The organism is Streptomyces sp. NPDC001985 (assembly GCF_040296845.1).
Taxonomy (GTDB): domain Bacteria; phylum Actinomycetota; class Actinomycetes; order Streptomycetales; family Streptomycetaceae; genus Streptomyces.
This window is the reverse complement of the sequence record NZ_JBEOYB010000055.1, coordinates 31,793-56,162: the sequence shown is the minus strand read 5'-3', so window position 1 is coordinate 56,162 and position 24,370 is coordinate 31,793. Positions and strand designations below refer to the sequence as shown.

Here is a 24,370-nt window from a genome sequence, read left to right as displayed (position 1 = left end):
ACCCCCCCTGCCGTCGGCCGCCGCGCGCCGGGCGGCCCCCCCCCCCGCCCCCCCCCGCGGGGGGCGCGGCGGGGGCCCCCCCGCCCCCCCGCCCCCCCCCCGCCCGTTCAGCCGGCCGGGATCTCCTCCGTCCGCACCGGCCGGTGCTCGCGCCGGGACAGCTCGCAGGCCTCCGCGATCCGCAGCGCCGCCAGCGCCTCCCACCCGTCGCACGGGTTCTCCGCCTCTCCCCGCAGCAGCCTGACGAAGGTGTCCAGCTCCGCCTCGTACGCGGGCGCGAACCGCTCCAGGAAGCCGGGCCACGGCCTGTCCGCGTGCGGCGGGCCCTTCGGCTCCGTCGAGGTGATCGGCGTACGGTCGTCCAGCCCCACCGCGTACTGGTCCAGCTCGCCCGCCAGCTCCATCCGGACGTCGTAGCCCGCGCCGTTGAACCGGGTCGCCGTCGCCGTCACCAGCGTGCCGTCGTCCAGGGTGAGCAGCGCCGCGGCGGTGTCCACATCACCGGCGGCGCGGAACATCGCCCCACCCGCGTCGGAGCCGGTCGCGTACACCTCCACGACCTCCCGGCCGGTCACCCAGCGCACCATGTCGAAGTCGTGCACCAGACAGTCCCGGTACAGCCCGCCGGAGAGCGGCAGATACTCCGCGGGCGGCGGCGCCGGGTCCGAGGTGATCGCCCGTACGGTGTGCAGCCGGCCCAGCCGCCCCGAGCGCAGCAGCTCGCGGGCGGTCGTGTAGCCCGCGTCGAAGCGGCGCATGAAACCGAGCTGGAGGACGGTGCCCGCCGCCTCCACCTGGCGCAGCGCGCTGATCGTGCCCGGCAGATCCGCCGCTATGGGCTTCTCGCAGAAGGCCGGGAGCCCGGCGCGGGCCGCCCGGGCGATCAGCTCGGCGTGCGAGGCGGTCGCCGAGGCGATCACCACGGCGTCCACGCCCCAGGAGAAGATCTCGTTGGCGCTGGGGGCCGCCGTGGCGCCGGTGCGCTCGGCCACGGCCGCCGCCCGCGCCGGGTCCGCGTCCGCCACGACCAGTGAACCGACCTCCCGGTGGCGGCTGAGCACGCCCGCGTGGAAGGAGCCGATCCGTCCCGTCCCGATCAATCCGATGCGCATGGGCCAAAAATGGCGCCGCGCCGCCACCGTGTCAACACTTTGTCCTGACAATCGAACCTCACGACTTCCCGTCACCTGGGGCGGCGACTACGCTCGCCCCCGTGCCCAAGCAGCCCAGACACGTGACGGCCTCGTCCCTGTCTCTCCAGCTGAGCGTGGACCGCACCAGCCCGGTCCCGCTCTACTTCCAGCTGTCCCAGCAGCTGGAGGCGGCGATCGAGCGCGGCGTGCTCACCCCCGGCAGCCTGCTCGGCAACGAGATAGAACTGGCGGGCAGACTCGGTCTCTCCCGGCCGACCGTGCGCCAGGCCATCCAGTCCCTCGTCGACAAGGGCCTGCTGGTACGCCGCAGGGGAGTCGGCACCCAGGTCGTGCACAGCCAGGTCCGGCGCCCGCTGGAGCTGAGCAGCCTCTACGACGACCTGGAGGCGGCCGGCCAGCGCCCGGCGACCGTGGTCCTGGGCAGTGCCCCCGAGCCGGCCGGCGCCCGGGTCGCCGCCGCCCTCGGTCTCGCGGAGAACAGCGAGGTCCAGCGGATCGAGCGGCTGCGGTACGCCCACGGCGAGCCGATGGCCCTGCTGACCAACCACCTCCCCGCCGGGGTGCTCGACTGCGCGACCGAGCAGCTGGAGGCCACCGGCCTCTACCGGCTGATGCGGGCCGCCGGGACCACCCTGCACAGCGCCCGCCAGTCGGTCGGCGCCCGGGCCGCCACCGCCGCCGAGGCCGAGCTGCTCGCCGAGGAACCGGGCGGACCGGTGCTGACGATGGAGCGCACCACCTTCGACGACACCGGGCGCGCCGTCGAATTCGGCTCCCACCTCTACCGCGCCTCCCGGTACTCCTTCGAGTTCCAGCTCCTGGTCCGCTCCTGACCCGCGCGGGTCCGCGGCCCGTGCGGGTCCGGTCCGGGAGAGCCCCGGCCCCCGCCGCGTAAGGATGTTCGGACAAAGTCTTGACGGCGCCGGGTGGCCGCCGTAGACACTCACCCAGCCGCAACCCGGCGGCCGGGAGAGAAGGCGGAATCCACCATGCGTACCTCTCGCACGGCAACGGCCCTGCTCACCGCGTGCGCGCTGGCCCTCATCGCCGGATGCAGCGGCTCCGGCGGCAAGGAGGCCACGGACGGCGGCGGCACCGGGGAGCCGGGGAGGGCCGGGGGCGGCGGAGCCCCGGCGACGGGTGAACGGCTGAAGATCGCCATGGTGACCCACTCCGGCGAGGGCGACACCTTCTGGGACATCGTCCAGAGCGGCGCGAAGGTCGCGGCCCGCAAGGACAACGCGGACTTCCTCTACGCCGCCCACAAGGAGGGCAAGGAGCAGGCCCAGCTCGTCCAGACCTACATCGACCAGAAGGTCGACGGCATCGTCGTCACCCTCGCCAAGCCCGAGGCGGTCGGCGCGGTCGTGAAGAAGGCCGTCGCGGCCGGGATACCCGTGGTCACCATCAACTCCGGCGCCGATTTCTCCCGGGACCTCGGCGCCCTCGGCCACATCGGCCAGGACGAGACCGTGGCGGGCGAGGCGGTCGGCGAGGCGCTCAACGAACGGGGCCGGAAGAAGGCCCTCTGCGTCATCCACGAGCAGGGCAATGTCTCCCTGGAGGCCCGCTGCGACGGGGTGCGGAAGACCTTCGGCGGCACGGTCGAGAACCTCCACGTCGAGGGCACGAACATGCCCCAGACCACCTCCTCCGTCGAGGCGAAGCTCCAGAGCGCCGCGTCCATCGACAGCGTGGTCACCCTCGGCGCGCCGTTCGCCGCCGCCGCCGTCAAGGCGAAGTCGGGCGCCGGCTCCCGCGCCGAGATCAGCACCTTCGACCTCAACGCGGAGGTCGTCGCACAGCTCAAGGGCGGGGAGATCGGCTTCGCGGTCGACCAGCAGCCCTACCTCCAGGGCTATCTCGCCGTCGACCAGCTCTGGCTCCACAAGGTCAACCGCAATGTCACCGGCGGCGGCCGTCCGGTCCTCACCGGCCCGGCCCTGGTCACCGGGAAGGACGTACCCGCCCTGGAGAGGCTCACACGGGAGGGCACCCGGTGACCACCGCCCACAGACCCCCGCCGGACCGTCGCACACGGCACCGTACGAGGTACGGAGCGTGTCCATCGGGGCACCCGGCGTACCCGATGCCCACCCCCCGACCTGGCGTGACCCATACTTGGGCGGCTGGGGCGCGATATGTCGCCCCCCGGTCGCACCGGAAAGCAGTACGGCAAGAAGGGCACGGCGTCGTGGCAAGGGCAAGGACAGGGGTACGCGCACTCGGCGCGCTGCTGGCGGCGGTGCTCGGAGCGTCCCTCGCGGGATGCAGCAGCACCGGCGGCAAGCGCGCGGAGGACGCCCGCAAGGCCCAGGCGGCGACCGCCGGCAAGGCCGCGGTGACCACACCCCGCTGGACTTTCGCCATGGTCACCCACTCGGGCGACGGCGACACCTTCTGGGACATCGTCCAGAAGGGAGCCGAGGAGGCCGCCGCCAAGGACAACATCAACTTCCTCTACTCCAAGAACGACGAGGGCCAGCAGCAGGCCCAGCTCGTCCAGACCGCGATCGACAAGAAGGTCGACGGGCTGATCGTCAGCCTCGCCAAGCCCGACGCCATGAAGGACGTGGTGAGGAAGGCCGTCGCCGCGGGCATCCCCGTGATCACCGTGAACTCGGGCTCCGAGCAGTCCAAGGCCTACGGCGCGCTCACCCACATCGGCCAGGACGAGACCGTCGCCGGTGAGGCCGTCGGCGACGAGCTGAACAAGCGGGGCGAGAAGAAGGCCGTCTGCGTCCTGCACGAGCAGGGCAACGTCGGGCACGAGCAGCGCTGCGCCGGAGCGAAGAAGACCTTCGACGGCGAGATGCGGAACCTCTACGTCGACGGCACCAACATGCCCGACGTCCAGGCGACCATCGAGGCCAAGCTCCAGACCGACCGCTCCATCGACGCGGTCGTCACCCTCGGCGCGCCCTTCGCGGACACCGCCGTCAAGGCGAAGAAGTCCGCCGGGAGCAAGGCCGAGATCGTCACCTTCGACCTCAACGCCAAGGTCGCCGGCGCCCTCAAGGCCGGGACGCTCGGGTTCGCCGTCGACCAGCAGCCGTATCTCCAGGGGTACGAGGCGGTCGACCTGCTCTGGCTCTACCGGTACAACGCCGATGTCCTCGGCGGCGGCCGGCCCGTGCTGACCGGACCGCAGATCATCACCCGGGCGGACGCCGCCGAGCTGGAGGAGTACACGAAGCGGGGGACGCGATGAGCGCCGGCGCACCGGCCGCCGCACCGGGGCGGCCCCCGGCCGCCGACGAACGGCTGCTGCGCACCTCACCCCTGCGCAGGCTGCTGGGCAGGCCCGAGCTGGGCTCGGTCGTCGGGGCCGTCGCCGTCTTCCTCTTCTTCGCGGTCGTCGCGGACTCGTTCCTGCGCGCCGCCAGCCTCTCCACCGTGCTGTACGCGGCCTCCACCATCGGGATCATGGCGGTGCCGGTCGCGCTGCTGATGATCGGCGGGGAGTTCGACCTCTCGGCCGGTGTGCTGGTGACCAGCTCCGCGCTGATCTCCTCGATGTTCAGCTACCAGATGACGGCGAACGTCTGGGTCGGGGTGCTGGTCTCGCTGCTGGTGACCCTCGCGGTGGGGGTCTTCAACGGGCTGCTGCTCACCCGTACCAAACTGCCCAGCTTCATCATCACCCTCGGCACCTTCCTGATGCTGACCGGGCTCAATCTCGGCTTCACCAAGCTGATCAGCGGGACGGTCTCCACCAAGTCCATCGGGGACATGGAGGGCTTCGCCTCGGCGAAGGCGCTCTTCGCCTCCGAGTTCACCCTCGGCGACGTCACCATCAAGGTGACCATCCTGTGGTGGATCGGGCTGGTCGCCCTCGCGACCTGGATTCTGCTGCGCACCCGCTTCGGCAACTGGATCTTCGCCGTCGGCGGCGGCGCGGACGCCGCCCGCGCCGTCGGTGTGCCGGTCGTCCGGACGAAGATCGGCCTCTACATGGGGGTCGCCTTCGCGGCCTGGATCTCCGGGCAGCACCTGCTGTTCTCGTTCGACGTGGTGCAGTCGGGCGAGGGGGTCGGCAATGAGCTGATCTACATCATCGCGGCCGTCATCGGCGGGTGTCTGATCACCGGCGGGTACGGCTCCGCCATCGGCTCGGCGGTCGGCGCGCTGATCTTCGGTATGACCAGCAAGGGGATCGTCTACGCGGAGTGGAACCCGGACTGGTTCAAGTTCTTCCTCGGGGCGATGCTCCTTCTGGCCACCCTGCTGAACGCATGGGTCCGCAAGCGGGCGGAGGCGACACGATGACCGAGGCTCCTGCTGCCGCTCTGGTCGAGCTGGACGAGGTCAGCAAGTACTACGGGAACATCCGGGCCCTCGAAGGGGTGTCGCTGGAGGTGCACGCGGGGGAGATCACCTGCGTCCTCGGCGACAACGGGGCCGGGAAGTCCACCCTCATCAAGATCATCGCGGGTCTGCACCAGCACGACTCGGGCACCCTCTCGATCGAGGGCGAGCAGATCCGGCTGGCCAACCCCAGGGACGCGCTGAACCGGGGCATCGCCACGGTGTACCAGGATCTGGCGGTGGTGCCGCTGATGCCGGTCTGGCGGAACTTCTTCCTCGGCTCCGAGCCGACGAAGGGGGCCGGCCCCTTCAGGCGGCTCGATGTGGCGCGGATGCGCGAGACCACCCGCTCCGAGCTGCTCCGCATGGGGATCGATCTGCGGGACGTCGACCAGCCGATCGGGACCCTCTCGGGCGGGGAGCGCCAGTGCGTCGCGATCGCCCGCGCGGTGTACTTCGGGGCGAAGGTGCTGGTGCTGGACGAGCCGACGGCGGCGCTGGGGGTGAAGCAGTCCGGGGTGGTGCTGAAGTATGTGGCGGCGGCGCGGGACGCCGGGCTCGGGGTGGTGCTGATCACGCACAACCCGCACCACGCGTATCTGGTGGGGGATCGGTTCGTGCTGCTGAAGCGGGGGGCGATGTCGGCGTCGCACACCAAGGACTCGGTCACGCTCGATGAGCTGACGCGGCAGATGGCGGGGGGGAGTGAGCTGGACGACCTCCGCCACGAACTGGAGCGCGCCCCGACCCCGCCCCACCTCGGCGGACCCGAGTAGCCCGCCCAGCACATGGAGAGCCGCGCCGGCGTTTGGGGCGCGGGGGTTCGGGGCTGGTCCCCGACTGCGGCCCGCACTGTGCGGGTGTCCTGTGGTGCGGGGTCCGTCCTCAAACGCTGGACGGGCCGGGTTTGCCCGGGCTGGGGGTCCTGTGGGCCGGGGTCCGTCCTCAAACGCCGGACGGGCTCAAGTTGCCCGGGACGCGCGGGGGCCGGGGCCGGAGGGGAAGGATCATCAGGCCGAGGATCTGGTGGACCGGGCACGGGCCGTACTGCTTCGAGTCCTGGCTCAACGGATAGTCCCCGATCACCACCACATGCCCCACCGGCACCCGCCCCCCACCCCCCGCCACCCCCCTCGGCATCCGATCCCCCTCCACCGCCACCACCCGCTTGATGCACCACTCCACCGCCCCCAGCTCCCCGCTCACCGGCCCCTTCCCCCGCCAGGCGGTCGCCGGGTCCGGGTCGGGGGAGGCGAGGACCGCGATACGGCCGCGGCGCAGGCCCGCCGTGCCGCGGCGGATCAGCACCCGGCTCCCCGGCCGCAGCGCCGGGGACATCGACTCCCCGTCCACGGTGATCGCCACACAGCGCCGGCGGACCCACCACACCACCCCCGCCAGCACCCCCACCCCGGCCCCCGCCCACACGGCCCGCACTCAGCACACCCGTCCGTCGCGCAGCTCCACCGCACGGTCGCACCGGTCCACCACCGAGGCGTCGTGGGTGGCCATCACCACCGTCGTACCGAGGCTCTCCCGCAGCCCCAGCAGCACATCCACGATCTCCGCGCCGGTGCGCGAGTCGAGATTCCCGGTCGGCTCGTCGGCCAGCAGCAGCGCGGGCCGGCCGATCAGCGCCCTCGCTATCGCCACCCGCTGCTGCTGCCCGCCGGAGAGCTTCGACGGCAGCGCGCCGGTGCGCTCCCCGAGCCCCACCGTCTCCAGCAGCCCGCGCGCCCGTGCCCTCTTGTCGAAGGCGGTCCGGTACGGCAGTACCGGGACCATCACATTGTCCAGCGCTGTCAGCGTGGGCAGCAGATGGAAGCGCTGGAAGACGAACCCGACCCCCCGTCGGTAGGCCGCCAGCTCCCGCCGTCCCAGCCCGGTGATCTCCCGTCCGTCGACCTCGATGGTCCCCGCGTCCGGTGTGTCCAGCGCCCCGATGAGATGGAGCAGCGTGGACTTCCCCGAACCCGAGGGCCCGGTCAGGGCGAGCACCTCGCCCCGGCCGGCGCTCACCTCCACCCGGTCGCAGGCGTGGACGGGCGAGCCCGAGTCCGCCCGGTAGGTCTTGCACACTCCGCTGACGGTCAGCAACGCTTCCCCGCCTCCTCCGCGTCGTCGGTGTAGCCGGCGGCCTGAATCGCGAAGAGGCGGGCATAGGTCCCCCCGTACCGCATCAGCTCCGCGTGGGTGCCCGCCTCGGTGATCCGTCCTCCGTCGAGCACCACGATCTCATCGGCCCGCCGCACCGTGCCCAGCCGATGCGAGATCAGCAGGGTGGTGGCGCCGTCGGCGAAGGCCCGCAACCGCTCGTGGACGCGCTCCTCGGCCGCCGCGTCCAGCCCCGCGCTCGGCTCGTCGAGGATCAGCAGATCCCGCCCCTCGCGCATCATCGCCCGGGCCAGCGCCAGCCGCTGCCACTGCCCGCCGGAGAGCGTCACCCCGGTGTCGCCCTCTCCCGCCCCTTCGCCCTCCTCAGCGAAGATCCGCGAGAGCAGCGTTCCGTACCCCCGGGGCAGCGCGGACACCAGGTCGTGGGCGCCCGCCCGCTCGGCCGCGGCGACGATCCTGCCGAGGTCGTCGCGGTGCGCCAGATCCCCCAGGCCGATGTTGTCGGCGACGGAGAAGTCGTACTCCACGGAGTCCTGGAACACCGCGCTGATCCGGTCCCGCAGCCGCTCCGGGTCCAGCTCCCGCAGATCCACCCCGTCCCAGCGGATGGCGCCGCGCACCGGGTCGTACAGCCGGCAGGCCAGCTTGACCAGGGTGCTCTTCCCCGCTCCGTTGAGTCCCACGAGAGCCAGGGACTTGCCGTGCGGAAGAGTGAGGCTCACCCCGCGCAGCACCCAGGGCCCGCTGTCGCCGTAGCGGAACCAGACATCGTCGAAGGTGATCCCGCGCTCCAGCGGCCCGGTGGGGAGCGGCTCCTCGCGGACCGGGAGATCGGGGCCGGCGGCCGTGATGTCGGTGAAGTGGCCGAGCAGCAGCAGCGCGTGGTACGCCCCGGTGCACTGGAGCACCAGGGCGATCAGCGCGCCCTGCACCCCGGCGACCGAGGCGATGAAGGCCGAGACATCGCCGATGGTGAACTCGCCCCGTACCGCCGCCATGGTCATCCAGGCCAGCCCGCCGCCGGCGATCAGCGCCCCGAGGGCGGTCAGCGGGCCCTGGCGCAGCAGCGAGCGCCGGTCCATGCGCTCCTCGGCGGCGTTGATGAGCCGGGTCTCGTGGTTCATCCGCGCCAGCAGAAAGCCGCCGAGCCCGAAGAGCCGGATCTCCTTGACCGCCGCGAGGTCCAGCAGCATCCGCTGGTAGAAGAGCTGCCGCCGGTTGCGCGGGCTGAGCGCGAACATCATCCGGGCGCGCTCCCGGCTGAGCGAAACCTCCACCAGCAGCACCGGCAGCGCGGCGGCGACCGTGACCACCGTTATCACCGGTGAGACGGTGAAGAGCACGGCGGTGAGACCGGCGAGGGTCAGGAAGTGCTGGACGACCGCGAAGAGCGAGGCGGTGACCTGCTCGGGCGCGGAGAAGGCGGCCTCCTGGGCCAGCCGGAGCCGGTCCAGGAAGGACGGGGTCTCGAACCGGGCCATGCCGGTGAACCGGTTGACCGTGCCGTAGAGGCGGTCCTGCACCACCAGGGCGATGCCCCGCTGGAGCCGGGCCCGCGCGTACTCGGAGAGCTGGGGCAGCAGCGCGTACAGCGTGGTCAGCAGGCAGAGCCCGGAGACCAGGGCCAGGGGCTCCGGCCCGTCCGTCCGCCCGCCGTGCTGGAGCCGGTCGAGAAGCTCCTTGGTGAGCCAGGCGATCGAGGCGGGGAGCAGGCCCTGGACGATGGCGAGCAGGGCGTGGAGGAGACAGCTCGGCGGCCCCGCCCGCCAGGTCAGGGCCAGTGCCTCGGCGGTGCGGCGGGCCAGCTCCCGCCCGCCGCCGGCCCGCCCCGGCGGGGCTCCGCTCACGCGGTGGCCAGGTCGCGCAGCGGCTGGGAGCCCGCCTCCGCGTGGGTGACCCGGCCGTCCGCGCCGACGATCACGGTGGTGGGTGTCCCGACGACCGAGAAGGTCTCGCTCAGCGCGCCCGGGAAGGGCTGGACGACGATGGTCGCCAGCTCCGCCAGCGGTTCGATCAGCTCGGCGGCCTCCGACTCCTCACCGGTGATCACGACGATGGTCTGCTGCCGGGCCAGCCCGGTGGCCCTGACGTACTCCCTGAGGTGGGGGAGGGCGGCCGGGCAGGCGGGGCAGCCGGTGGACAGGAAGGTGAGGACGGCGAGCCGGCCGTCGAGATCCGCGCGGGAGACGGAGCGCCCCGAGACGTCGACGGCGGAGAACTCCGGGAGGGTCTCACCGGGGCGAGGTCCGCTCGCCATCCGCCCGCTCGCGGCCTCCTCCTGACGGCGCAGCCGCCGGATCACCGCGGTGATCAGCAGCAGATTGAGGACGCCGATCGCTCCGACGAGCACCAGACCGGCAACTACGAAAGCCATCTCTCTCTCCAGCATCGGGGGCATCAGATCGTGGGGGCATTCCGGCTCTGCCGGGGGGCCTTGACTGTGGCCCGCGGGGTGCGGGTTCCTGTGGCGCGGGGTCCGTCCTCAATCTCCCCCGGAGCCGCCTCTGGGAGGTGGGCCTGGGCGAATTCAGCCTCGCCGGCGTTTGAGGCGCGGGGGTTCGGGGGCTGGTCCCCGACCGGGGCCCGCGCTGTGCGGGGACCTGGGGCGCGGGGGGCGGTCTCAGGGGGCCGAGGGGCTCTCGGTCGCTCATGCGCGGGCCAGCAGAAGAGCCACCGGCTGCCGCCGCAGCGCCACCACCGGCACCGCGGTGCCGGCCACCGCGAGCAGCACCCCGCCCACCACGGTGACCACCCCCACCCCCACCAGCGACGCGGTCACCCCGCCCGGCGCCAGCCACACCGTCACCCCGGCCGCCACCGACGCCCCCGCCACCGACCCGGTCAGCCCGAGCACGGCCCCCTCCGTCAGCACCAGCCGGGCGAGCGTCCGATCCGTCCACCCGGTGGCCCGCAGCGCGGCGAACTCCCCCATCCGGTCACGGATGTTCAGATACATGACGTCCCCGACGGCGACCGCGGCCAGCAGCACCATCATCCCCACCGCGGCGATGTCCGCGGCCCGTATCCGTACCGAGACCGCATCCCCCAGCAGCGACCCCGCCAGCACCCCTTCGAAGGTGTGCACCGCCGCCACCAGCAGGGTCACCGAGCCCGCGGCGATGGCCGAAGCGGTGACACCGAGCAGCGTCCGGGCCCGGGACCGGACCAGCCCGGCCAGCGCGAGAGAGGTGACCCCGCCCACGGCCCGGCTCCGGCGCCCGGCCGCGACGGCGGGCCGCAGCGCCTCCAGCGGCGCCGCGCGGGACGCCCGCCAGGCCGGGACCAGTCCGCCGAGGGCGGCGACCCCGACCGCGCCGGGCACCGCGAGCAGGGCGTACGAGGCGCTCACCCCGACCCCGGACAGTTCCCCGGCGGCCAGCGCGGCCCCCACCCCCAGCACCCCGGCGGCGGTCCCGATCAGCGCGGACTCCCCGAGGACGGCCGCGAAGAGCCGCCCCCGTCCCCAGCCGACGGCGGCCAGCAGCCCCAGCTCCTCGCGCCGGGCGCGGACCGACGCGGCGGTGGCGTTCGCGGTGAAGAGGGAACAGACCGTGAGCATCAGCACCAGCAGGACCACGCTCTTGCGGTCCACCGCCTCGGAGATCACGGCCACCACGTTCTTCTTGCTCCACCACTCCTGGAGCCGCAGCTCCGGGCGGCCGAACTCCCCCTCGGGCAGGGCCACGGTCTGCGCGGCGGGCGACGACCCGAGGGCGATGTCGACCTCCAGGCCGGTGCGCCGGGTGATCGATTCCGCCACGGCGCGCACCCGCTCGCGCGAGACCTCGTCGGCGCCGGTGACCCCGGTGACGGCGACCCGGACCGCGGAGACCGGCGCGCGGTGCTGCCGGCCGGTGAGATAGCCCGCGCGCCCGAGCCAGGCGGCGGCGTCGAGGGTGGTGAGCATCAGCGGCGGCTGCTGGAGGTAGCCGGTGGGCGAGACCCCGGGCAGCAGGGGCCCGCCGCCGAGGAGCTTCCGGGACGCGGCGTCCGCGCCGCTGAGCCCCGGGGCGGTGTACGCGCCGAGCGGCACCCGCGCGGCGGAGTCGTAGGCGGGCAGCCGCCGGGGGTCGAAGGTGCCGGTGTTCCGGCCGTGGACCGGGGGACGGTTCGCCGCCCCCGGGCCGTCCCCGGCGGGCAGCGCCCGGAACCAGAGGTCACGGCCGTCGAGGGGGAGTTCCGCGGTGCGCGGGACGGTGCGCGGGCGCAGGGCCCCGTCGGAGCCGGTGGTGTAGCGCACGGGTCCGGCCGGGAGCAGCCCGTCGAGCGGGCTGACGGTGCCGGGGGCGCTGTCGCGCGCGGTGCCGGCCGTGTCCAGCTCCGCGCGGTGCACGGTGGCGCCGTCGCCCAGCCGCCGCACCTCGGTCCGGACGGTGAGCCCCGACTCCGCGCCCCGGGTGCGCAGCAGGGGGAGTTCGACCGAGTCCGCGAACCCCTCGCGCCGGACGGTGCGGGGCGCCCCGGGGGTCAGATACGTCCCGGCGGTCAGGGCCCGGTCGAGCCCGAGGAGCCGGGCCTCGGCCGCCGGGTCCACCCCGGCGACGACCTGGGAGGCGGGGAAGGTGAAGACGGCGGTGGTCGGGGGGAGGTCGCTCGCGACCGGCCGGCCGTCGTGGCCGATGGTGGTGACGGACGCCCAGGACAGACAGACGACGGGCTCCTCGGCCGCGTGCGGGTCCCCCTCCGACACCGCCCGGTGCCGCCCCTCGCAGACCTCGACCTCGCGGCCCGATGGCAGACGTTCGAGATAGCGGTTGGTGATCCGCCGGTGGCCGTCGCCCACCCCCACGGTCTCCCCGGCGCGGACGGTGATGGGGTGGGGGGTGATGTAGACGCGCCTGCTGTTCTGCGGGATGGCCGACAGACCCCGGTCGTATGTCCAGCTACGGGAGATGTCGTAGGTGCCCTTGGTGCCCTTGGGGAGGAACTCCGCGAAGTCGAGGACGGCGCGTCCCGCGGTCGGGGCGAAGCCCAGTACGGCGATCGGCGCGGCGACCCGTACGCCCGGGGTGGCACCGATCCGGGCGACCTGCGCGGTGGTGATGCCGCCGTACACCTCGGACACCGCGTTGGGCCGGATCAGGCCCCGGGCCGATTCGACGGGGCCGGCGGAGTCCCGGGGGCGCACCAGGATGTCGTACGCGCCCCGGTCGCGGGAGAGGGTGCCGAGCACATCGAGCCGTGAGGACTCCGTCGTCGACGACAGGACGACGAACGAGGAGACCGCCACCAGCAGCCCCAGCAGCAGGGCGAGCGATCGGAGCAGTCTTCCTGCCAGCTGTCGCCGGACGAAAAGTAACACCCGGCCCCTCCCCAGGTCGTCGGGAACTCTGTGTACCGGTGGCGCGGCCCCGCCCCCGGGGACGGGGCCGAGGGCCGGAGCGGTCCGCTAGCAGAACCGCCCGGTGTACTGCCATGAGCCGCAGTAGGACTGGGAGCAGTGCGGAGGCTTCGCCCGGTAGCAGCACCGCTCGTGCAGGCGGAAGGTGATGCAGGTGTACTCCTTGCTGGAGGGACAGCCGGAGTTGCAGGTCAGGGCCGAGGCGCGGGCCTGGGGGACCAGTCTCTCCAGCAGCGCATCGCCGATTTTCCGCAGGGCGTTCATATGTTCCCTTCCATCGGGGATGAAGCGCGTGAAGTCGATCACTGGACTAGACCTGTCCGCAACGCACTCCCGTCCAATGTGGCTCAGCTCACACCGGGGCCCCGGCGGGCCGCCGGCGGCGGGCCACCCCCGCTCCCTCCGGCCCCGGGAGTGGCAGAATCGCCCTTGGCGGGCGCCGTCCGCCGCCGGCCCGGGGAGAACCACTCGCCGTGTGCCGGCCGGCCCCACGACACCAGGGACGACGCGACCCGTGCGAGCACCCGCCACCACCCGCTCCGCCGCTTTGGACCACGCCCTGTGAGCACCTACCGCGAATTCGCCCACCGGGGCTCCGCCCGCGCCACCGTCCTGCGCACCGTCGGCACCCGCGAACGCCGCTCGCATCTGAGCGCTCCCCGCGTGCCCACCGTGGGGATCGACATCGGCGGTACGAAGGTCATGGCGGGGGTCGTCGACGCCGACGGGGTCATCCTGGAGAAGATCCGCACCGAGACCCCGGACAAGTCCAAGAGCCCCAAGGTGGTCGAGGACACCATCTGCGAACTCGTGCTCGACCTCTCCGACCGGCACGATGTGCACGCGGTGGGCATCGGCGCGGCCGGCTGGGTGGACGCCGACCGCTCCACCGTCCTCTTCGCGCCCCATCTGGCCTGGCGCAACGAGCCCCTGCGCGACGCGCTCTCCGCCCGGCTCGCGGTCCCCGTCCTCGTCGACAACGACGCCAACACCGCCGCCTGGGCGGAGTGGCGCTTCGGCGCGGGGCGCGGCGAGGACCATCTGGTGATGATCACCCTCGGCACCGGCATCGGCGGCGCGATCCTGGAGGACGGCCAGGTCAAACGGGGCAAGTTCGGGGTCGCCGGTGAGTTCGGGCATATGCAGGTGGTGCCCGGCGGGCACCGCTGCCCCTGCGGCAACCGCGGCTGCTGGGAGCAGTACAGCTCCGGCAACGCCCTGGTCCGCGAGGCCCGGGAGCTGGCCGCGGCGGAGTCCCCGGTCGCCCACTGCCTGATCGACCGGGTCGGCGGCAGCGTCTCGGACATCACCGGCCCGCTCATCACCGAGCTGGCCCGCGAGGGCGACGCCATGTGCGTCGAGCTGTTCCAGGACATCGGCCAGTGGCTCGGCGTGGGCATCGCCAATCTCGCCGCCGCGCTCGACCCCTCCTGCTTCGTCATCGGCGGCGGGGTCAGTGCCGCCGACGATCTGCTCATCGGACCCGCCCGGGACGCCTTCCGCCGCCATCTCACCGGCCGCGGCTACCGCCCCGAGGCCCGGATCGCCAAGGCCCAGCTCGGCCCCGAGGCCGGCATGGTCGGCGCGGCCGATCTCGCCCGCCTGGTCGCCCGCCGCTTCCGCCGCGCCAACCGGCGCCGGGTCGAGCGGTACGAGCGGTACGAGCGCTACGCCCAGGCGCTGCGCAACACGGCCTCACCCCGTGCGACGCCACCGGCACCGTAATCCTCCATTCCGCTTCTCCCGCCCCGGAAGTCCCGGAAACCGTAGACTGCGGATTCCGACCGAGCTCCCCCCCCCACAGCACCAGGAACCACGCAGTCATGACCGTGCCCCGCCAGCCCACGTCCCCGGACGAGAACCTCCGTCCCCCCGAGGGCCGGCGGCAGATGATCATCCGCCGCTGGCTCACGGCGGTCATCATCGTCCTCCTCATCGGCATCCCCGCCGGCTATCTGGTGATCTCCGCCGAGCAGAGCCGCGAGAGCGGCCGGGACAAACAGGCCGAGTCCCAGGCGCGCGGGCTGCGCGACACCTGGCCCTCCCAGATGAAGCGGAGCGCCTTCGGGGTGCCCATTCCGCCGAAGTCCACCGACGTCGCCTACTTCGAGACCAGCAACTGGAAGACCAGCAGGCTGTACGCGCAGTTCACCACCACGGCCGGCGGGCTCGACCGCTTCCTCGAAGAGGCGGGCACCAGCCGGGACGCGCTGGAGGACGGCAGGATCACCATCAGCGCGCGCGACGCCGACACGGTCGGCTGGGACTTCCGCTCCGGCATCCCCTGGGCGGGCACCCGGCACGAGGACAAGGACCCCCAGCCGAGCCAGGACATCGTCGTCGACATGACCGATGCCGCCCACCCCCGGGTGTACGTCGTCGCCACCGCCAACCCCTGACCGGCCCGGCCCCGGGACCCGGGCCCGCGGAGCCCCTCCCGGCCGGGCCCCGGACGCGGGGGGCCCTCCACCGGGGCCGCCCTCGCGGTGACCGGCGTCGGCCGGGCTCCGCCGCGCCCGGTGGACCCTCCGGATCTCCCGGCCGCGATCACCGGCTCGCGAGGAGGGTTCGCCGTCCCTTCCCGCGAGACCCCCACCCGCGCACCGTTCCGGCCGCGGCGGAACCCGCGTACGGCGCGCGGGTGCCCGCCTGGGGCCGTCCGGGTCCGCCGCGGCACCGTCCCGCCGCGACGGACCCTCACCCCGTGTCCCCGGCGCCCGTCCCCGGCCCCTCCCGCGCCAGCACCGACACCAGTTGCGCACGCCGTGCGATCCGCAGCTTCCGGTAGGCGCTGGTGAGATGGGTCTCCACGGTGCGGCGGGTGAGGCACAGCGCGTCGGAGATCCGGGCGTTGCTGTGACCCGCCGCGGCCAGTTCGGCGACCCGGCGCTCGGCCGCGGTCAGCCCGTGAGGGACCCTCGCCCTCCGCGCCGGGACCTCGCCCAGCGCCTTCTCGGCCACACCGAGGAGACGGCCGGTCACGGCGCCGCCCCCGCTCCCGGGGGCGGGGACAGCCAGCCGCAGCGCCACGGCGCGCGCCTCACGCAGCGTGTCACGGCCCTTCCGGCCGTTGCCGATCTCGATATGGGCCCGGCCGAGATCGACGAGGACCTCCGCCAGCTCCACGGGCGCCCGAGCCGGTCCGAGCAGCTCGGCGGCCTCGGTCAGCGAGTCCAGCGCCAGCCTGCCGCTCACCGCCGAGGCGTACGCCCGCAGCGCCCGGCCGACGGTGCGCCGGGTTCCCCAGGTCCGGGCGTGGCGCAGCTCCTCCTCGGCCAGCTCGCGGGCCTCCTCCCGCCGCCCGAGCCGCACCAGCGCCAGCGCCGCTCCGGAACGCCACGGTGTGGCGACCGGACTGACGAAGTCATGGGCGCTCTGGCCGGCTCCGCAGCGCAGATGGTCGTCGAGGGCCGCCTGCCAGTCGCCGTCCGCCGCGTGCAGGAGGGCCCGCGCGTAGCTCAGCTCGTTCCACTCCCAGGAACTGTCCGCACCGGACGGACCCGCGCCGGCCACCGCCGCCCACGCCTCTTCGCGCCGGCCGGTCTCGCACCGGGCGATCGCCACCATCGCCGCCAGATGCGGCAGCCGGACGCCCTGCCCGGCCCAAGCCCGTACCAGGGGCGCGTTCTCGGCGATGACACGCTCGAACTCTCCCGCCCAGAGCGCCGCCTCGGCCCGGACACTGAGCAGGCACTGAAGCCCCACGTCCGTCAGATCCGGGGGAATGGGCGGCGGGGGCAGACACGTGTCGGCGAGCTCGCGCGCCTCCTCCAGACGGTCCGCCCACTGCAGAAGGGTGGCCGCGCTGCCGAGCCAGGCGGTCCGCAGGCGCGGGTCCACCGGTGCCGCCAGGCGCTGCTGGACCCGGGCGCGCGCCTCGGCCGCCGAGCAGAGCCCGGCTCCGGCCTCGTACTCGGTGATCAGCCCGCACACCAGGGGCTCGATGGTGGCCGGCGCCACCGGCGCGAGCGCGCGCAGACCCGCGACGGCCCCGCGCCAGGCCGCGCTGTCGTGCGAGGAGACCAGCGCGCTGAGCGTCTGCAGGACCTGGACGAGTTCGTCGTCGCCCGCGGCGCGCGTGGCCTGGTGCAGGACCCGGAGCGCGGCATCGGGGTACCGCCCCGCGACGAGGCCCGCGCTGAGCGCGGTGGCGGCGATCACACGGTCCCGTACATCGGTGTGCAGCTCCAGACCGGTGTAGAGCCGGCGGATGCCGGCGGTGGCGCTGTGCGGAAGCTCCAGGGCGCCCAGGCGCATGGTGAGGGCGGCGCGCCGGTCCGGAGCGAGCCGGCCGCGCAGCGCGTGGCGCAGATACGCGGCGGACTCGGCGACCCGGCCGGCGCGCACCGCCGCCTCGGCGGCTTCGTCCAGACACCGGGTCATCCAGGCCTCGCCCGGCCGGTCCACATGGAGCAGCCGGGAGGCGACGGCCGTCGCGGGGGCACCGCTCTCCGCGAGTGTCGCCGCGATGCGTGAGTGCAGCGCGGAGATCTCCTCGGGTTCGGCGGCGGCGAGAACGGCCTCCCGCGCGAGGGGGTGGTGCAGCAGCGTGCCGAGACGGCCCACCGACCGCGCGCGCCGGGAACGCCGGTGCGGGCGCGGGCCGGACACCTGGTCGAGGAGGCCGGGGCCGGCCGCCGTCCCGCCCTCGGCCGCGACGGCGAGGGCGAGGAGGATGCGGCGCGAGCGCGGATCGGCCCGGTGCCGGACCCAGCGGGTGATCGTGTCGCGGTAACGGCTGTGTGCCGGGGCGGAGGGCGGGCGGGGGAGCGGGCCGTCCCCGAGGTCGGTGACGAGCGCCTGCACCAGCGCCGGAATGCCGGCACTCGCCTCGACGCAGGTCGCGGTCTCCTCCTCGCCCAGACCGGCGGCCCGCGCGATGCGGATGACGGCGGACGCGCTGAGCGGACGGAGAGCGAAGGACGTGCCGGTGGAGGCCGGGAGCACCAGCGGAGCGGACGGGCCGTCGCACTCGGTGGCCAGCAGCAGTACGGGAAGGCCGGCGACGCGGTGCGCGAGGTGGCCGATCCAGCGCCGGGACGTCTCGTCGGCGTGGTGCAGGTCGTCCACCGCGATCAGTACCGGACGCTCGGCCGCCGACCGGGCCAGCCGGGTCACCAGCCGCTGGAACAGACGCTGTTCGTCCGGCCCGGCCGGCACCGAGAAGGGAACATCGCCGTCGTCCGCGAAGAGCTGCCGGACGAGCCCGAGGGGGAACGCCGTCTCCTCCGGCGCGCTCCGGGCGCGCCTGACCCGCATGGTGCCCTCCGCTGTCTGCCGCCGCACGATCGTTTCGAGCGCCGCCGTCCGGCCCATGCCGGCCACCGCCGCCGAGAGCAGCATCCAGCGTCCGCCGCCCGCCCGCGCGGCCTCCGCGGCCGCCTCCAGCACCTCGTCGCGCTCCCACAGCACCCGCATGCTCCCCCCTCGCGGCCCCACCCCTGCGGCGTCGAGTCCACCATCCGGCCGCCGGCGTGACCAGGCGGAACCACCGGCAGAAGTACGTCCGTAATACTTCTGCCGGATGACCGCGCCCCGCCGGGGCACACGCCAGGGGAGCCTGACCATGACCGGGACGACATCGGACGATTTCGGGCAGCTCCTGCGCGGCCTGCGCCTGGGTGCCGGGTTCAGCCAGGAGCGGCTCGCCCTCGCCGCGGGAGTGAGCGTGCGGGCGCTGGCGGACCTGGAACGCGGCCGTACCACGGGGCCCCAGGGACGGACCGTCAAGGCCCTCGCCCGGGCGCTGGGGCTGAGCGCCGAGGAGGCAGGGTCCCTGGAGGCGGTGGCGGCCCCGGGGCGGCGGCGCCGGCGCCCCGCCACAGATCCGGCGTCGGCGGGGATACTGTCCCTGCCGAGGGACACCCGGGACTTCACCGCGCGCGGCCCCGCCCTCTCGGCCCTTGAGGCGCTGGCCGACGCCGCGCGGCCCGCCCATCCGCCGGTGGTCGTCGTCGCGGGCTCACCCGGTCTCGGGAAGACGGCGTTCGCCGTCCACGCGGCCCACGTCCTCGCCCCCCGGTTCCCCGACGGCCGGTTCCATGTCGACCTGTGCGGCATGGACGACGAGCCCGCTCGGCCGGGCGACGTCCTGGCCCGGCTGCTGGGCGCCCTCGGGGTCGCCGAGCGGACGCAGCCCCGGGGTGTCGAGGACCGGGCGGGGCTGTTCCGAACGCTCGCGGCGAGCCGCCGCCTGTTGCTGGTCCTGGACAACGCCGCCGACGAGGACCAGGTGCGCCCCTTGCTGCCGAGTTCCGGCGCGTGTCTCACGATCGTCACCAGCCGTGGCGGCCTGACCGGACTGGAAGCGGTCCACCGCATGGAACTCCCCCTGCTGCGGGGCGAGGAGGCGGTCGAACTGCTCACCCGTATCGTCGGCCCCCGGCGCGTCGCCCGGGAGGCGCGGGCCGCCCGCGAGCTGGCCGATCTGTGCGGGCATCTGCCGCTGGCCCTGCGCATCGCCGGCCAGCGCCTCGCCGCCCGGACCGAGGAGAGCCTCGGCAAGCTCGTCGCCCGGCTCGCCCGCGAGGAACGCAGGCTCGACACCCTCCAGTCGGGTGATCTGAAGGTCCGGGCCGCCTTCACGCTCTCCTACCGGCAGCTCGACTCCTCCTCCCGGCTCCTGCTGCGGCGCTGCGCACTCGCCGCGGGCCCGGACATCGGCCCCGAGACCGCCATGCTCCTGGCCGGCGTCCCGCTCCGCGACGCCGAACTCCGCCTGGAGGAACTCTGCGACCGCGGCCTGCTCCAGGCCGACCCCGCGGCCGAGCGCTACCGGTTCCACGACCTCCTCGGGCTCTTCGCGGCCGAACGGCTCGCCGCCGAGGACGCCCCGGCGACCCGGGACGCGGCCCTGGACCGGGCCGCCCGCTGGATGCTCGCCCGGGCCACCGCGGCGGCGCTCCATTTCGACGCCGAGCGCCACCACCTGCCGGCCGGCGACCCCGACCCCGCCACCGCGCCCGTCGGCCGCGAACAGGCCCGCGCCTGGCTGGAAGCCGAGCGGGCCCAGTGGCTCGCCGCCCTGCACCGCGCCCACGCCACCGGCCGGCACCGGGAGGTCCTCGACACTGCCGAGGCCATGCACTGGTTCTCCGATCTGACCCAGCACTGGTCCCAGTGGGTCGAGGTCTTCCGGTGCGCCGTCGACGCCGCCCGGGCACTGGACAGCCGGCGGGAGGAGGCCACCCACCTCAACTACCTCGCCTGGGCCCACGACATATGCGCCCACGACCCTCACGCCGCCCTCGAATCCGCCCGTTCCGCGCTCCTCGCGGCCCATATGTGCGGCGACCTGCTCCAGACGGGCTGGGCACTGCACTACGGCGCCGGCGCGCTGCGCCGGCTGGGCCGGATCAACGAGGCCATCACCTGGCTCCGGGAATCGGACGAGCACCACCGCGAGAACGCCTCGCCCCAGGGGAGACTCGCCCTGCTGAGCACCCTCAACAGCCTGGGCAGCGCCCTGCGCGAGCACGGCCACCCCGACCAGGCCCTTGAGATCCACCGCCGCAGTCACGACATCTGCCGCCGGGGAATCCCCGGCCAGTCCCCCCAACTCCTCGCCACCTACCGGGCCGTCACCCTGCGGCACCTCGGCAACGACCACGCGGCCCTGGGCCGGTGGCAGCAGGCGGAGACCGCCCTGCGACGGGCCCTGACCACCTTCGAGACCCTCGACGTGGCGGCGTGGACCGGCCCCACCCAGCTCGAACTCGGACGCGTGCTGCGCCACCTCGGCCGCCACGGGGAGGCCCGCGCGGTCCTCACCGCCGCCCTGCGCACGCTCACCGCGCACCATCACCCCCGCCGGGCCGAGGCCGCCGCCGAACTCCGCCTCACCGGCCGGTACACGGCTGACGGGCGCGCGTCGGACGGGTACACCGCTGACGGGCCGGGCGACATCCGGCTTCCCTGACCGGCCGGGTCCGCGAACCGTGTCACGGACCGTGTCGCGACATGGAGGGAATGGACGCCCATCACCTCACATCAACCACCCTTCCGGGAACCGGCCCCCGCCCGGCCCCGGCGCCGGCGCGCCGGGCCGGACGCGCCGCCTCGGTCTCCGCCGACCCCCTCCTGAGGCAGGGAGCGGGATATGGGAGCGTGAGGGGGTGAGTGAGACGCAGACGCCCCCCACCGAACCGCCGACGTCCCCCCGGACCCTCCAGTACCGGATCGACGGTCCCGACGACGCCCCCGTCCTCATCCTGGGCCCCTCCCTCGGAACGACCTGGCACATGTGGGACAGGCAGATCGCCGATCTGTCCCGCGAGTGGCGCGTCTTCCGGTACGACCTGCCGGGCCACGGCGGGGCACCCGCCCACCCCGCCACCGCCATCGGTGAACTCACCGACCGGCTGCTGGCCACCCTCGACGGCCTCGGTATCCAGCGCTTCGGCTACACCGGCTGCTCCATCAGCGGCGCCATCGGCATCGACCTGGCGCTGCGCCACCCCCACCGCATCGCCTCGCTCGCCCTGGTCTCCACCTCGCCCCGGTTCGGGACCGCCGACGACTTCCGCCGCCGCGGTGTGGTCGTCCGCACCAACGGGCTCGACCCGATCGCCCGCAGCGCCCCCGAGAGCTGGTTCACCCACGGCTTCGCCGCCGCGCAGAGCGCGATCGTCGAGTGGGCCGTCCAAATGGTGCGGACCACTGACCCCGGCTGCTACATCGCCGCCTGTGAGGCCCTCGCCGCCTTCGACGCCCGTGCCGACCTGGGCAGGATCGGGGTGCCAACGCTGGTGGTCGTCGGCTCCGACGACCAGGTCACCGGCCCCGCCGAGGCCCGCACCCTGGTCGCGGGGATACCCGACGCCCGGCTCGCGCTGGTCCCCGGCGCCTCGCACCTCGCCCCCGTCGAGCAGCCGGCCGCCGTCACCGATCTGCTCGGCCGGCACTTCGCCGGGGTCCCGCAGGACACCCTGACCGCGATACCCGTACCGCCGTCCCCCGTGGTCTCCGCGCCGGTCACCCCGATCGCCGAGATCGCCCCCGCCATGCCGCAGATGGCCGCGTCCGGCCGCCCCGACCCGTACGAGCCCGGTATGAAGATCCGCCGAGAAGTCCTCGGCGACGCCCATGTCGACCGGGTCACCGAGGAGGCCGACGGCTTCACCGCCGATTTCGAGGATCTCGTCACCCGCTACGCCTGGGGCGAGGTCTGGACCCGCGACGGACTCGACCGGCGCACCCGCAGCGTGATCACGCTGACCGCGCTGGTCGCCGGCGGCCACCGGGAGGAGCTGGCCTCCCACACCCGGGCCGCGCTGCGCAACGGGCTCACCCCCGACGAGATCCGCGAGATCCTCCTCCACACGGCCGTGTACTGCGGCGTTCCGGCCGCGACGGCGGCCTTCGCGGTGGCCAGGACCGTGATCCAGGAGGAGACCACCCCCAGTCCGTAGCAGGATGGAGGGATGAGGCTCACCAAGAAGAAGCACTCCTGCGTCCGGCTGGAGAAGGACGGGGCGACGCTGGTCATCGACCCCGGGGCCTTCAGCGAGGAGGACGCCGCCGAGGGCGCCGACGCGGTCCTGATCACGCATGAGCACCCGGACCACTTCGACGAGGGACGGCTTCGCGCGGCCCTGGCGGCCGGCGCGGAGGTGTGGACGCTCGGGAGCGTCGCCGGGCAGCTCGCGGCGGCGTTCCCGGGGCGGGTGCGGACCGTCGGGCACGGCGACACCTTCACCGCCGCCGGATTCGATGTGCAGGTCCACGGCGAGCTGCACGCGGTGATCCACCCGGATCTGCCCCGGGTCACCAATATCGGCTTCCTGGTCGACGGTTCGCTCTTCCACCCCGGCGACGCGCTCACCGTGCCCGACCACCCGGTCGACACCCTGATGCTCCCCGTCCACGCGCCCTGGAGCAAGATCTCCGAGGTCATCGACTATGTGCGCGAGGTCCGCCCGAGGCGTGCCCTGGACATCCACGACGCCCTGCTCACCGAGGTCGCCCGGCCCGTCTACGACACCCACATCGCCAACCTCGGAGGCGCGGAGCACGGCCGGCTGACCCCGGGGGAGAGCGCCGATCTGTGACTGTCGGACCCCGGCATTAGGCTTTCCCCCATGCGCATCGCCACATGGAACGTCAACTCGATCACCGCCCGGCTGCCCCGGCTGCTCGCCTGGCTCCAGAGCAGCGGCACGGACGTCCTGTGCGTTCAGGAGACCAAGTGCACCGAGGAGCAGTTCCCCGCCGCTGAGCTGCGGGAGATCGGTTACGAGTCCGCCGTGCTCGCCGACGGCCGGTGGAACGGCGTGGCCGTGATCTCCCGGGTGGGCCTCGCCGATGTGGTCAAGGGCCTGCCCGGCGGGCCGGAGTACGGCGGGGTGCCGGAGCCGCGCGCGATCGCCGCGACCTGCGGGCCGGTGCGCGTCTGGTCGGTCTATGTGCCCAACGGCCGCGAGGTCGCCCACGACCACTACGCCTACAAGCTGCGCTGGCTGGCCGCTCTGGAGGAGGCGGTGGCGGCCGACGCGGCGGGAGACCGGCCGTTCGCGGTGCTCGGCGATTTCAATATCGCCCCCACCGACGAGGATGTCTGGGACCGCTCCGTCTTCGAGGGCAGTACGCATGTCACCGAGCCGGAGCGGGCGGCGCTGGCGGCGCTCCGAGGGCGCGGCCTCACCGATGTGATGCCCCGACCGCTGAAGTACGCCCACCCCTTCACGTACTGGGACTACCGCCAGCTGGGCTTTCCGAAGAACCGGGGGATGCGGATCGATCTGGTGTACGGGAATGGGGCGTTCGCGGGGGTGGTGGAGGACAGCTATGTGGACCGGGAGGAGCGCAAGGGGAAGGGGGCGTCGGACCACGCCCCGGTGGTGGTCGACCTGACCCCCTGACCCCCAGCGCCCCGGTTGCCCCGAGCCCCCCGGCCCGTCCACCCCGCGCCCCGGGTGACCCGAGCGAACTCAGCCGGTCCGCCGCTTGAGGACGGACCCCGCGCCACAGGTGACCCGAGCGAACCCAGCCCGTCCGGCGTTTGAGGACGGACCCTGTGCGACAGGTTCCCGCATGCTGCGGGCCTCGGTCGGGGGCCGGCCCCCGAGCCCCCGCTCCTCAATCGCCGGAGGGGCTGGGGTGGTGCTGCTCGATCGCGGGAGGGGCTGAGAAAACCCAGCCGGTCCGGCGTTTGAGGACGGTCCCCGTGCCCCGGGTGACCCGAGCGAACCCAGCCCGTCCGGCGTTTGAGGACGGACCCCGCGCCCCGGTTGCCCCGAGCCCCCCGGCCCGTCCACCCCGCGCCCCGGGTGACCCGAGCGAACTCAGCCCGTCCGGCGTTTGAGGACGGACCCTGGAGCACAGGACCCCGCACGGCGCGGGCCACGGTCAGGGCCGGCCCCCGAACCCCCGCTGCTCAGGCGTCGGAGGGGGCAGATCCGGTCGGGGGATGCGCGCCCTGTGGTGCGGGCGGGGGGCGGGATGCGAGGCTGAG

General features: G+C 73.9%; 19 protein-coding genes. 11 read left to right on the top strand and 8 right to left on the bottom strand.

What is annotated here, in order from left to right; translation table 11 throughout:
- Positions 1-107 precede the first annotated feature (107 nt).
- A complete protein-coding gene (locus ABT122_RS23710; RefSeq protein WP_351555684.1) occupies positions 108-1,112 on the bottom strand; it encodes a Gfo/Idh/MocA family protein in 1,005 nt (334 codons plus the stop codon).
- A 101-nt stretch (positions 1,113-1,213) separates the two neighbouring features.
- Between ABT122_RS23710 and ABT122_RS23705 the strand changes: the two genes are divergently transcribed.
- The 5 genes from ABT122_RS23705 (at position 1,214) to ABT122_RS23685 (ending at position 6,238) form a co-directional block, all read left to right on the top strand.
- Positions 1,214-1,987: a GntR family transcriptional regulator gene (locus ABT122_RS23705; RefSeq protein WP_351555682.1), complete on the top strand. Its 774-nt coding sequence runs from the start codon at positions 1,214-1,216 to the stop codon at positions 1,985-1,987.
- Between the two features lie 156 nt (positions 1,988-2,143).
- On the top strand, positions 2,144-3,157 hold the full coding sequence (locus ABT122_RS23700) for a substrate-binding domain-containing protein (protein WP_351555679.1): 1,014 nt from the start codon (positions 2,144-2,146) through the stop codon (positions 3,155-3,157).
- Positions 3,158-3,348: 191 nt separating this feature from the next.
- The gene (locus ABT122_RS23695; RefSeq protein ID WP_351555676.1) at positions 3,349-4,365 is read left to right on the top strand and encodes a sugar ABC transporter substrate-binding protein; all 1,017 of its coding nucleotides are present in this window, start codon (positions 3,349-3,351) and stop codon (positions 4,363-4,365) included.
- A complete protein-coding gene (locus ABT122_RS23690; protein WP_351555673.1) occupies positions 4,362-5,423 on the top strand; it encodes an ABC transporter permease in 1,062 nt (353 codons plus the stop codon). The genes ABT122_RS23695 and ABT122_RS23690 overlap by 4 nt, the downstream gene beginning before the upstream one ends.
- Positions 5,390-6,238, top strand: a complete 849-nt coding sequence (locus ABT122_RS23685) for an ATP-binding cassette domain-containing protein (protein WP_351555672.1) — start codon at positions 5,390-5,392, stop codon at positions 6,236-6,238. The genes ABT122_RS23690 and ABT122_RS23685 overlap by 34 nt, the downstream gene beginning before the upstream one ends.
- 169 nt (positions 6,239-6,407) lie before the next feature.
- On the opposite strand, the gene ABT122_RS23680 is transcribed toward ABT122_RS23685, so the two are convergent.
- From ABT122_RS23680 to ABT122_RS23655, 6 genes are all read right to left on the bottom strand, one after another.
- Complete coding sequence (locus tag ABT122_RS23680) at positions 6,408-6,899, bottom strand: S24/S26 family peptidase (protein WP_351555669.1); 492 nt, start codon at positions 6,897-6,899, stop codon at positions 6,408-6,410.
- A complete protein-coding gene (locus ABT122_RS23675) occupies positions 6,900-7,559 on the bottom strand; it encodes an ABC transporter ATP-binding protein (RefSeq protein ID WP_351555666.1) in 660 nt (219 codons plus the stop codon).
- Complete coding sequence (locus ABT122_RS23670; protein ID WP_351555664.1) at positions 7,553-9,424, bottom strand: ABC transporter ATP-binding protein; 1,872 nt, start codon at positions 9,422-9,424, stop codon at positions 7,553-7,555. Before ABT122_RS23670 ends, ABT122_RS23675 begins: the two co-directional genes overlap by 7 nt.
- Entirely contained in the window at positions 9,421-9,951 is a 531-nt protein-coding gene (locus tag ABT122_RS23665) for a TlpA family protein disulfide reductase (protein WP_351555661.1), read from the bottom strand. The genes ABT122_RS23670 and ABT122_RS23665 overlap by 4 nt, the downstream gene beginning before the upstream one ends.
- Positions 9,952-10,224: 273 nt before the next feature.
- Positions 10,225-12,879 carry an FtsX-like permease family protein gene (locus ABT122_RS23660; protein WP_351555659.1) on the bottom strand — a complete coding sequence of 885 codons (2,655 nt, stop codon included), beginning with the start codon at positions 12,877-12,879 and terminating at the stop codon, positions 10,225-10,227.
- 87 nt (positions 12,880-12,966) lie between these two features.
- Positions 12,967-13,224, bottom strand: coding sequence for a hypothetical protein (locus tag ABT122_RS23655; RefSeq protein WP_351555656.1), 258 nt, complete (start codon positions 13,222-13,224; stop codon positions 12,967-12,969).
- Positions 13,225-13,479: 255 nt separating this feature from the next.
- On the opposite strand from ABT122_RS23655, the gene ABT122_RS23650 reads away from it, so the two are divergent.
- Both ABT122_RS23650 and ABT122_RS23645 read left to right on the top strand, forming a co-directional pair.
- The gene (locus tag ABT122_RS23650) at positions 13,480-14,643 is read left to right on the top strand and encodes an ROK family glucokinase (protein WP_351555653.1); all 1,164 of its coding nucleotides are present in this window, start codon (positions 13,480-13,482) and stop codon (positions 14,641-14,643) included.
- A gap of 98 nt (positions 14,644-14,741) precedes the next feature.
- Complete coding sequence (locus ABT122_RS23645; protein ID WP_351555651.1) at positions 14,742-15,317, top strand: hypothetical protein; 576 nt, start codon at positions 14,742-14,744, stop codon at positions 15,315-15,317.
- Between the two features lie 298 nt (positions 15,318-15,615).
- On the opposite strand, the gene ABT122_RS23640 is transcribed toward ABT122_RS23645, so the two are convergent.
- The gene (locus tag ABT122_RS23640; RefSeq protein WP_351555649.1) at positions 15,616-18,336 is read right to left on the bottom strand and encodes a LuxR C-terminal-related transcriptional regulator; all 2,721 of its coding nucleotides are present in this window, start codon (positions 18,334-18,336) and stop codon (positions 15,616-15,618) included.
- 148 nt (positions 18,337-18,484) lie between these two features.
- Here ABT122_RS23640 and ABT122_RS23635 point away from each other — a divergent pair, with 148 nt between their 5' ends.
- From ABT122_RS23635 to ABT122_RS23620, 4 genes are all read left to right on the top strand, one after another.
- Complete coding sequence (locus ABT122_RS23635) at positions 18,485-20,836, top strand: ATP-binding protein (protein ID WP_351555647.1); 2,352 nt, start codon at positions 18,485-18,487, stop codon at positions 20,834-20,836.
- Between the two features lie 196 nt (positions 20,837-21,032).
- On the top strand, positions 21,033-22,328 hold the full coding sequence (pcaDC, locus tag ABT122_RS23630; protein WP_351555644.1) for a bifunctional 3-oxoadipate enol-lactonase/4-carboxymuconolactone decarboxylase PcaDC: 1,296 nt from the start codon (positions 21,033-21,035) through the stop codon (positions 22,326-22,328).
- A 12-nt stretch (positions 22,329-22,340) separates the two neighbouring features.
- Positions 22,341-22,967 (top strand): MBL fold metallo-hydrolase, encoded by a 627-nt coding sequence (locus ABT122_RS23625; protein ID WP_351555641.1) that lies wholly within the window; start codon positions 22,341-22,343, stop codon positions 22,965-22,967.
- A 30-nt stretch (positions 22,968-22,997) separates the two neighbouring features.
- On the top strand, positions 22,998-23,777 hold the full coding sequence (locus tag ABT122_RS23620; protein WP_351555638.1) for an exodeoxyribonuclease III: 780 nt from the start codon (positions 22,998-23,000) through the stop codon (positions 23,775-23,777).
- The last annotated feature ends 593 nt before the right edge of the window (positions 23,778-24,370 follow it).

What these genes read in the sequence shown, in the direction of transcription:
- ABT122_RS23710 (WP_351555684.1), bottom strand. Translation starts at nt 1,112, where the DNA reads ATGCGCATCGGATTGATCGGGACGGGACGGATCGGCTCCTTCCACGCG.
- ABT122_RS23700 (WP_351555679.1), top strand. Translation starts at nt 2,144, where the DNA reads ATGCGTACCTCTCGCACGGCAACGGCCCTGCTCACCGCGTGCGCGCTG.
- ABT122_RS23690 (WP_351555673.1), top strand. Translation starts at nt 4,362, where the DNA reads ATGAGCGCCGGCGCACCGGCCGCCGCACCGGGGCGGCCCCCGGCCGCC.
- ABT122_RS23685 (WP_351555672.1), top strand. Translation starts at nt 5,390, where the DNA reads ATGGGTCCGCAAGCGGGCGGAGGCGACACGATGACCGAGGCTCCTGCT.
- ABT122_RS23665 (WP_351555661.1), bottom strand. Translation starts at nt 9,951, where the DNA reads ATGGCTTTCGTAGTTGCCGGTCTGGTGCTCGTCGGAGCGATCGGCGTC.
- ABT122_RS23645 (WP_351555651.1), top strand. Translation starts at nt 14,742, where the DNA reads ATGACCGTGCCCCGCCAGCCCACGTCCCCGGACGAGAACCTCCGTCCC.
- ABT122_RS23640 (WP_351555649.1), bottom strand. Translation starts at nt 18,336, where the DNA reads ATGCGGGTGCTGTGGGAGCGCGACGAGGTGCTGGAGGCGGCCGCGGAG.
- ABT122_RS23635 (WP_351555647.1), top strand. Translation starts at nt 18,485, where the DNA reads ATGACCGGGACGACATCGGACGATTTCGGGCAGCTCCTGCGCGGCCTG.
- ABT122_RS23625 (WP_351555641.1), top strand. Translation starts at nt 22,341, where the DNA reads ATGAGGCTCACCAAGAAGAAGCACTCCTGCGTCCGGCTGGAGAAGGAC.
- ABT122_RS23620 (WP_351555638.1), top strand. Translation starts at nt 22,998, where the DNA reads ATGCGCATCGCCACATGGAACGTCAACTCGATCACCGCCCGGCTGCCC.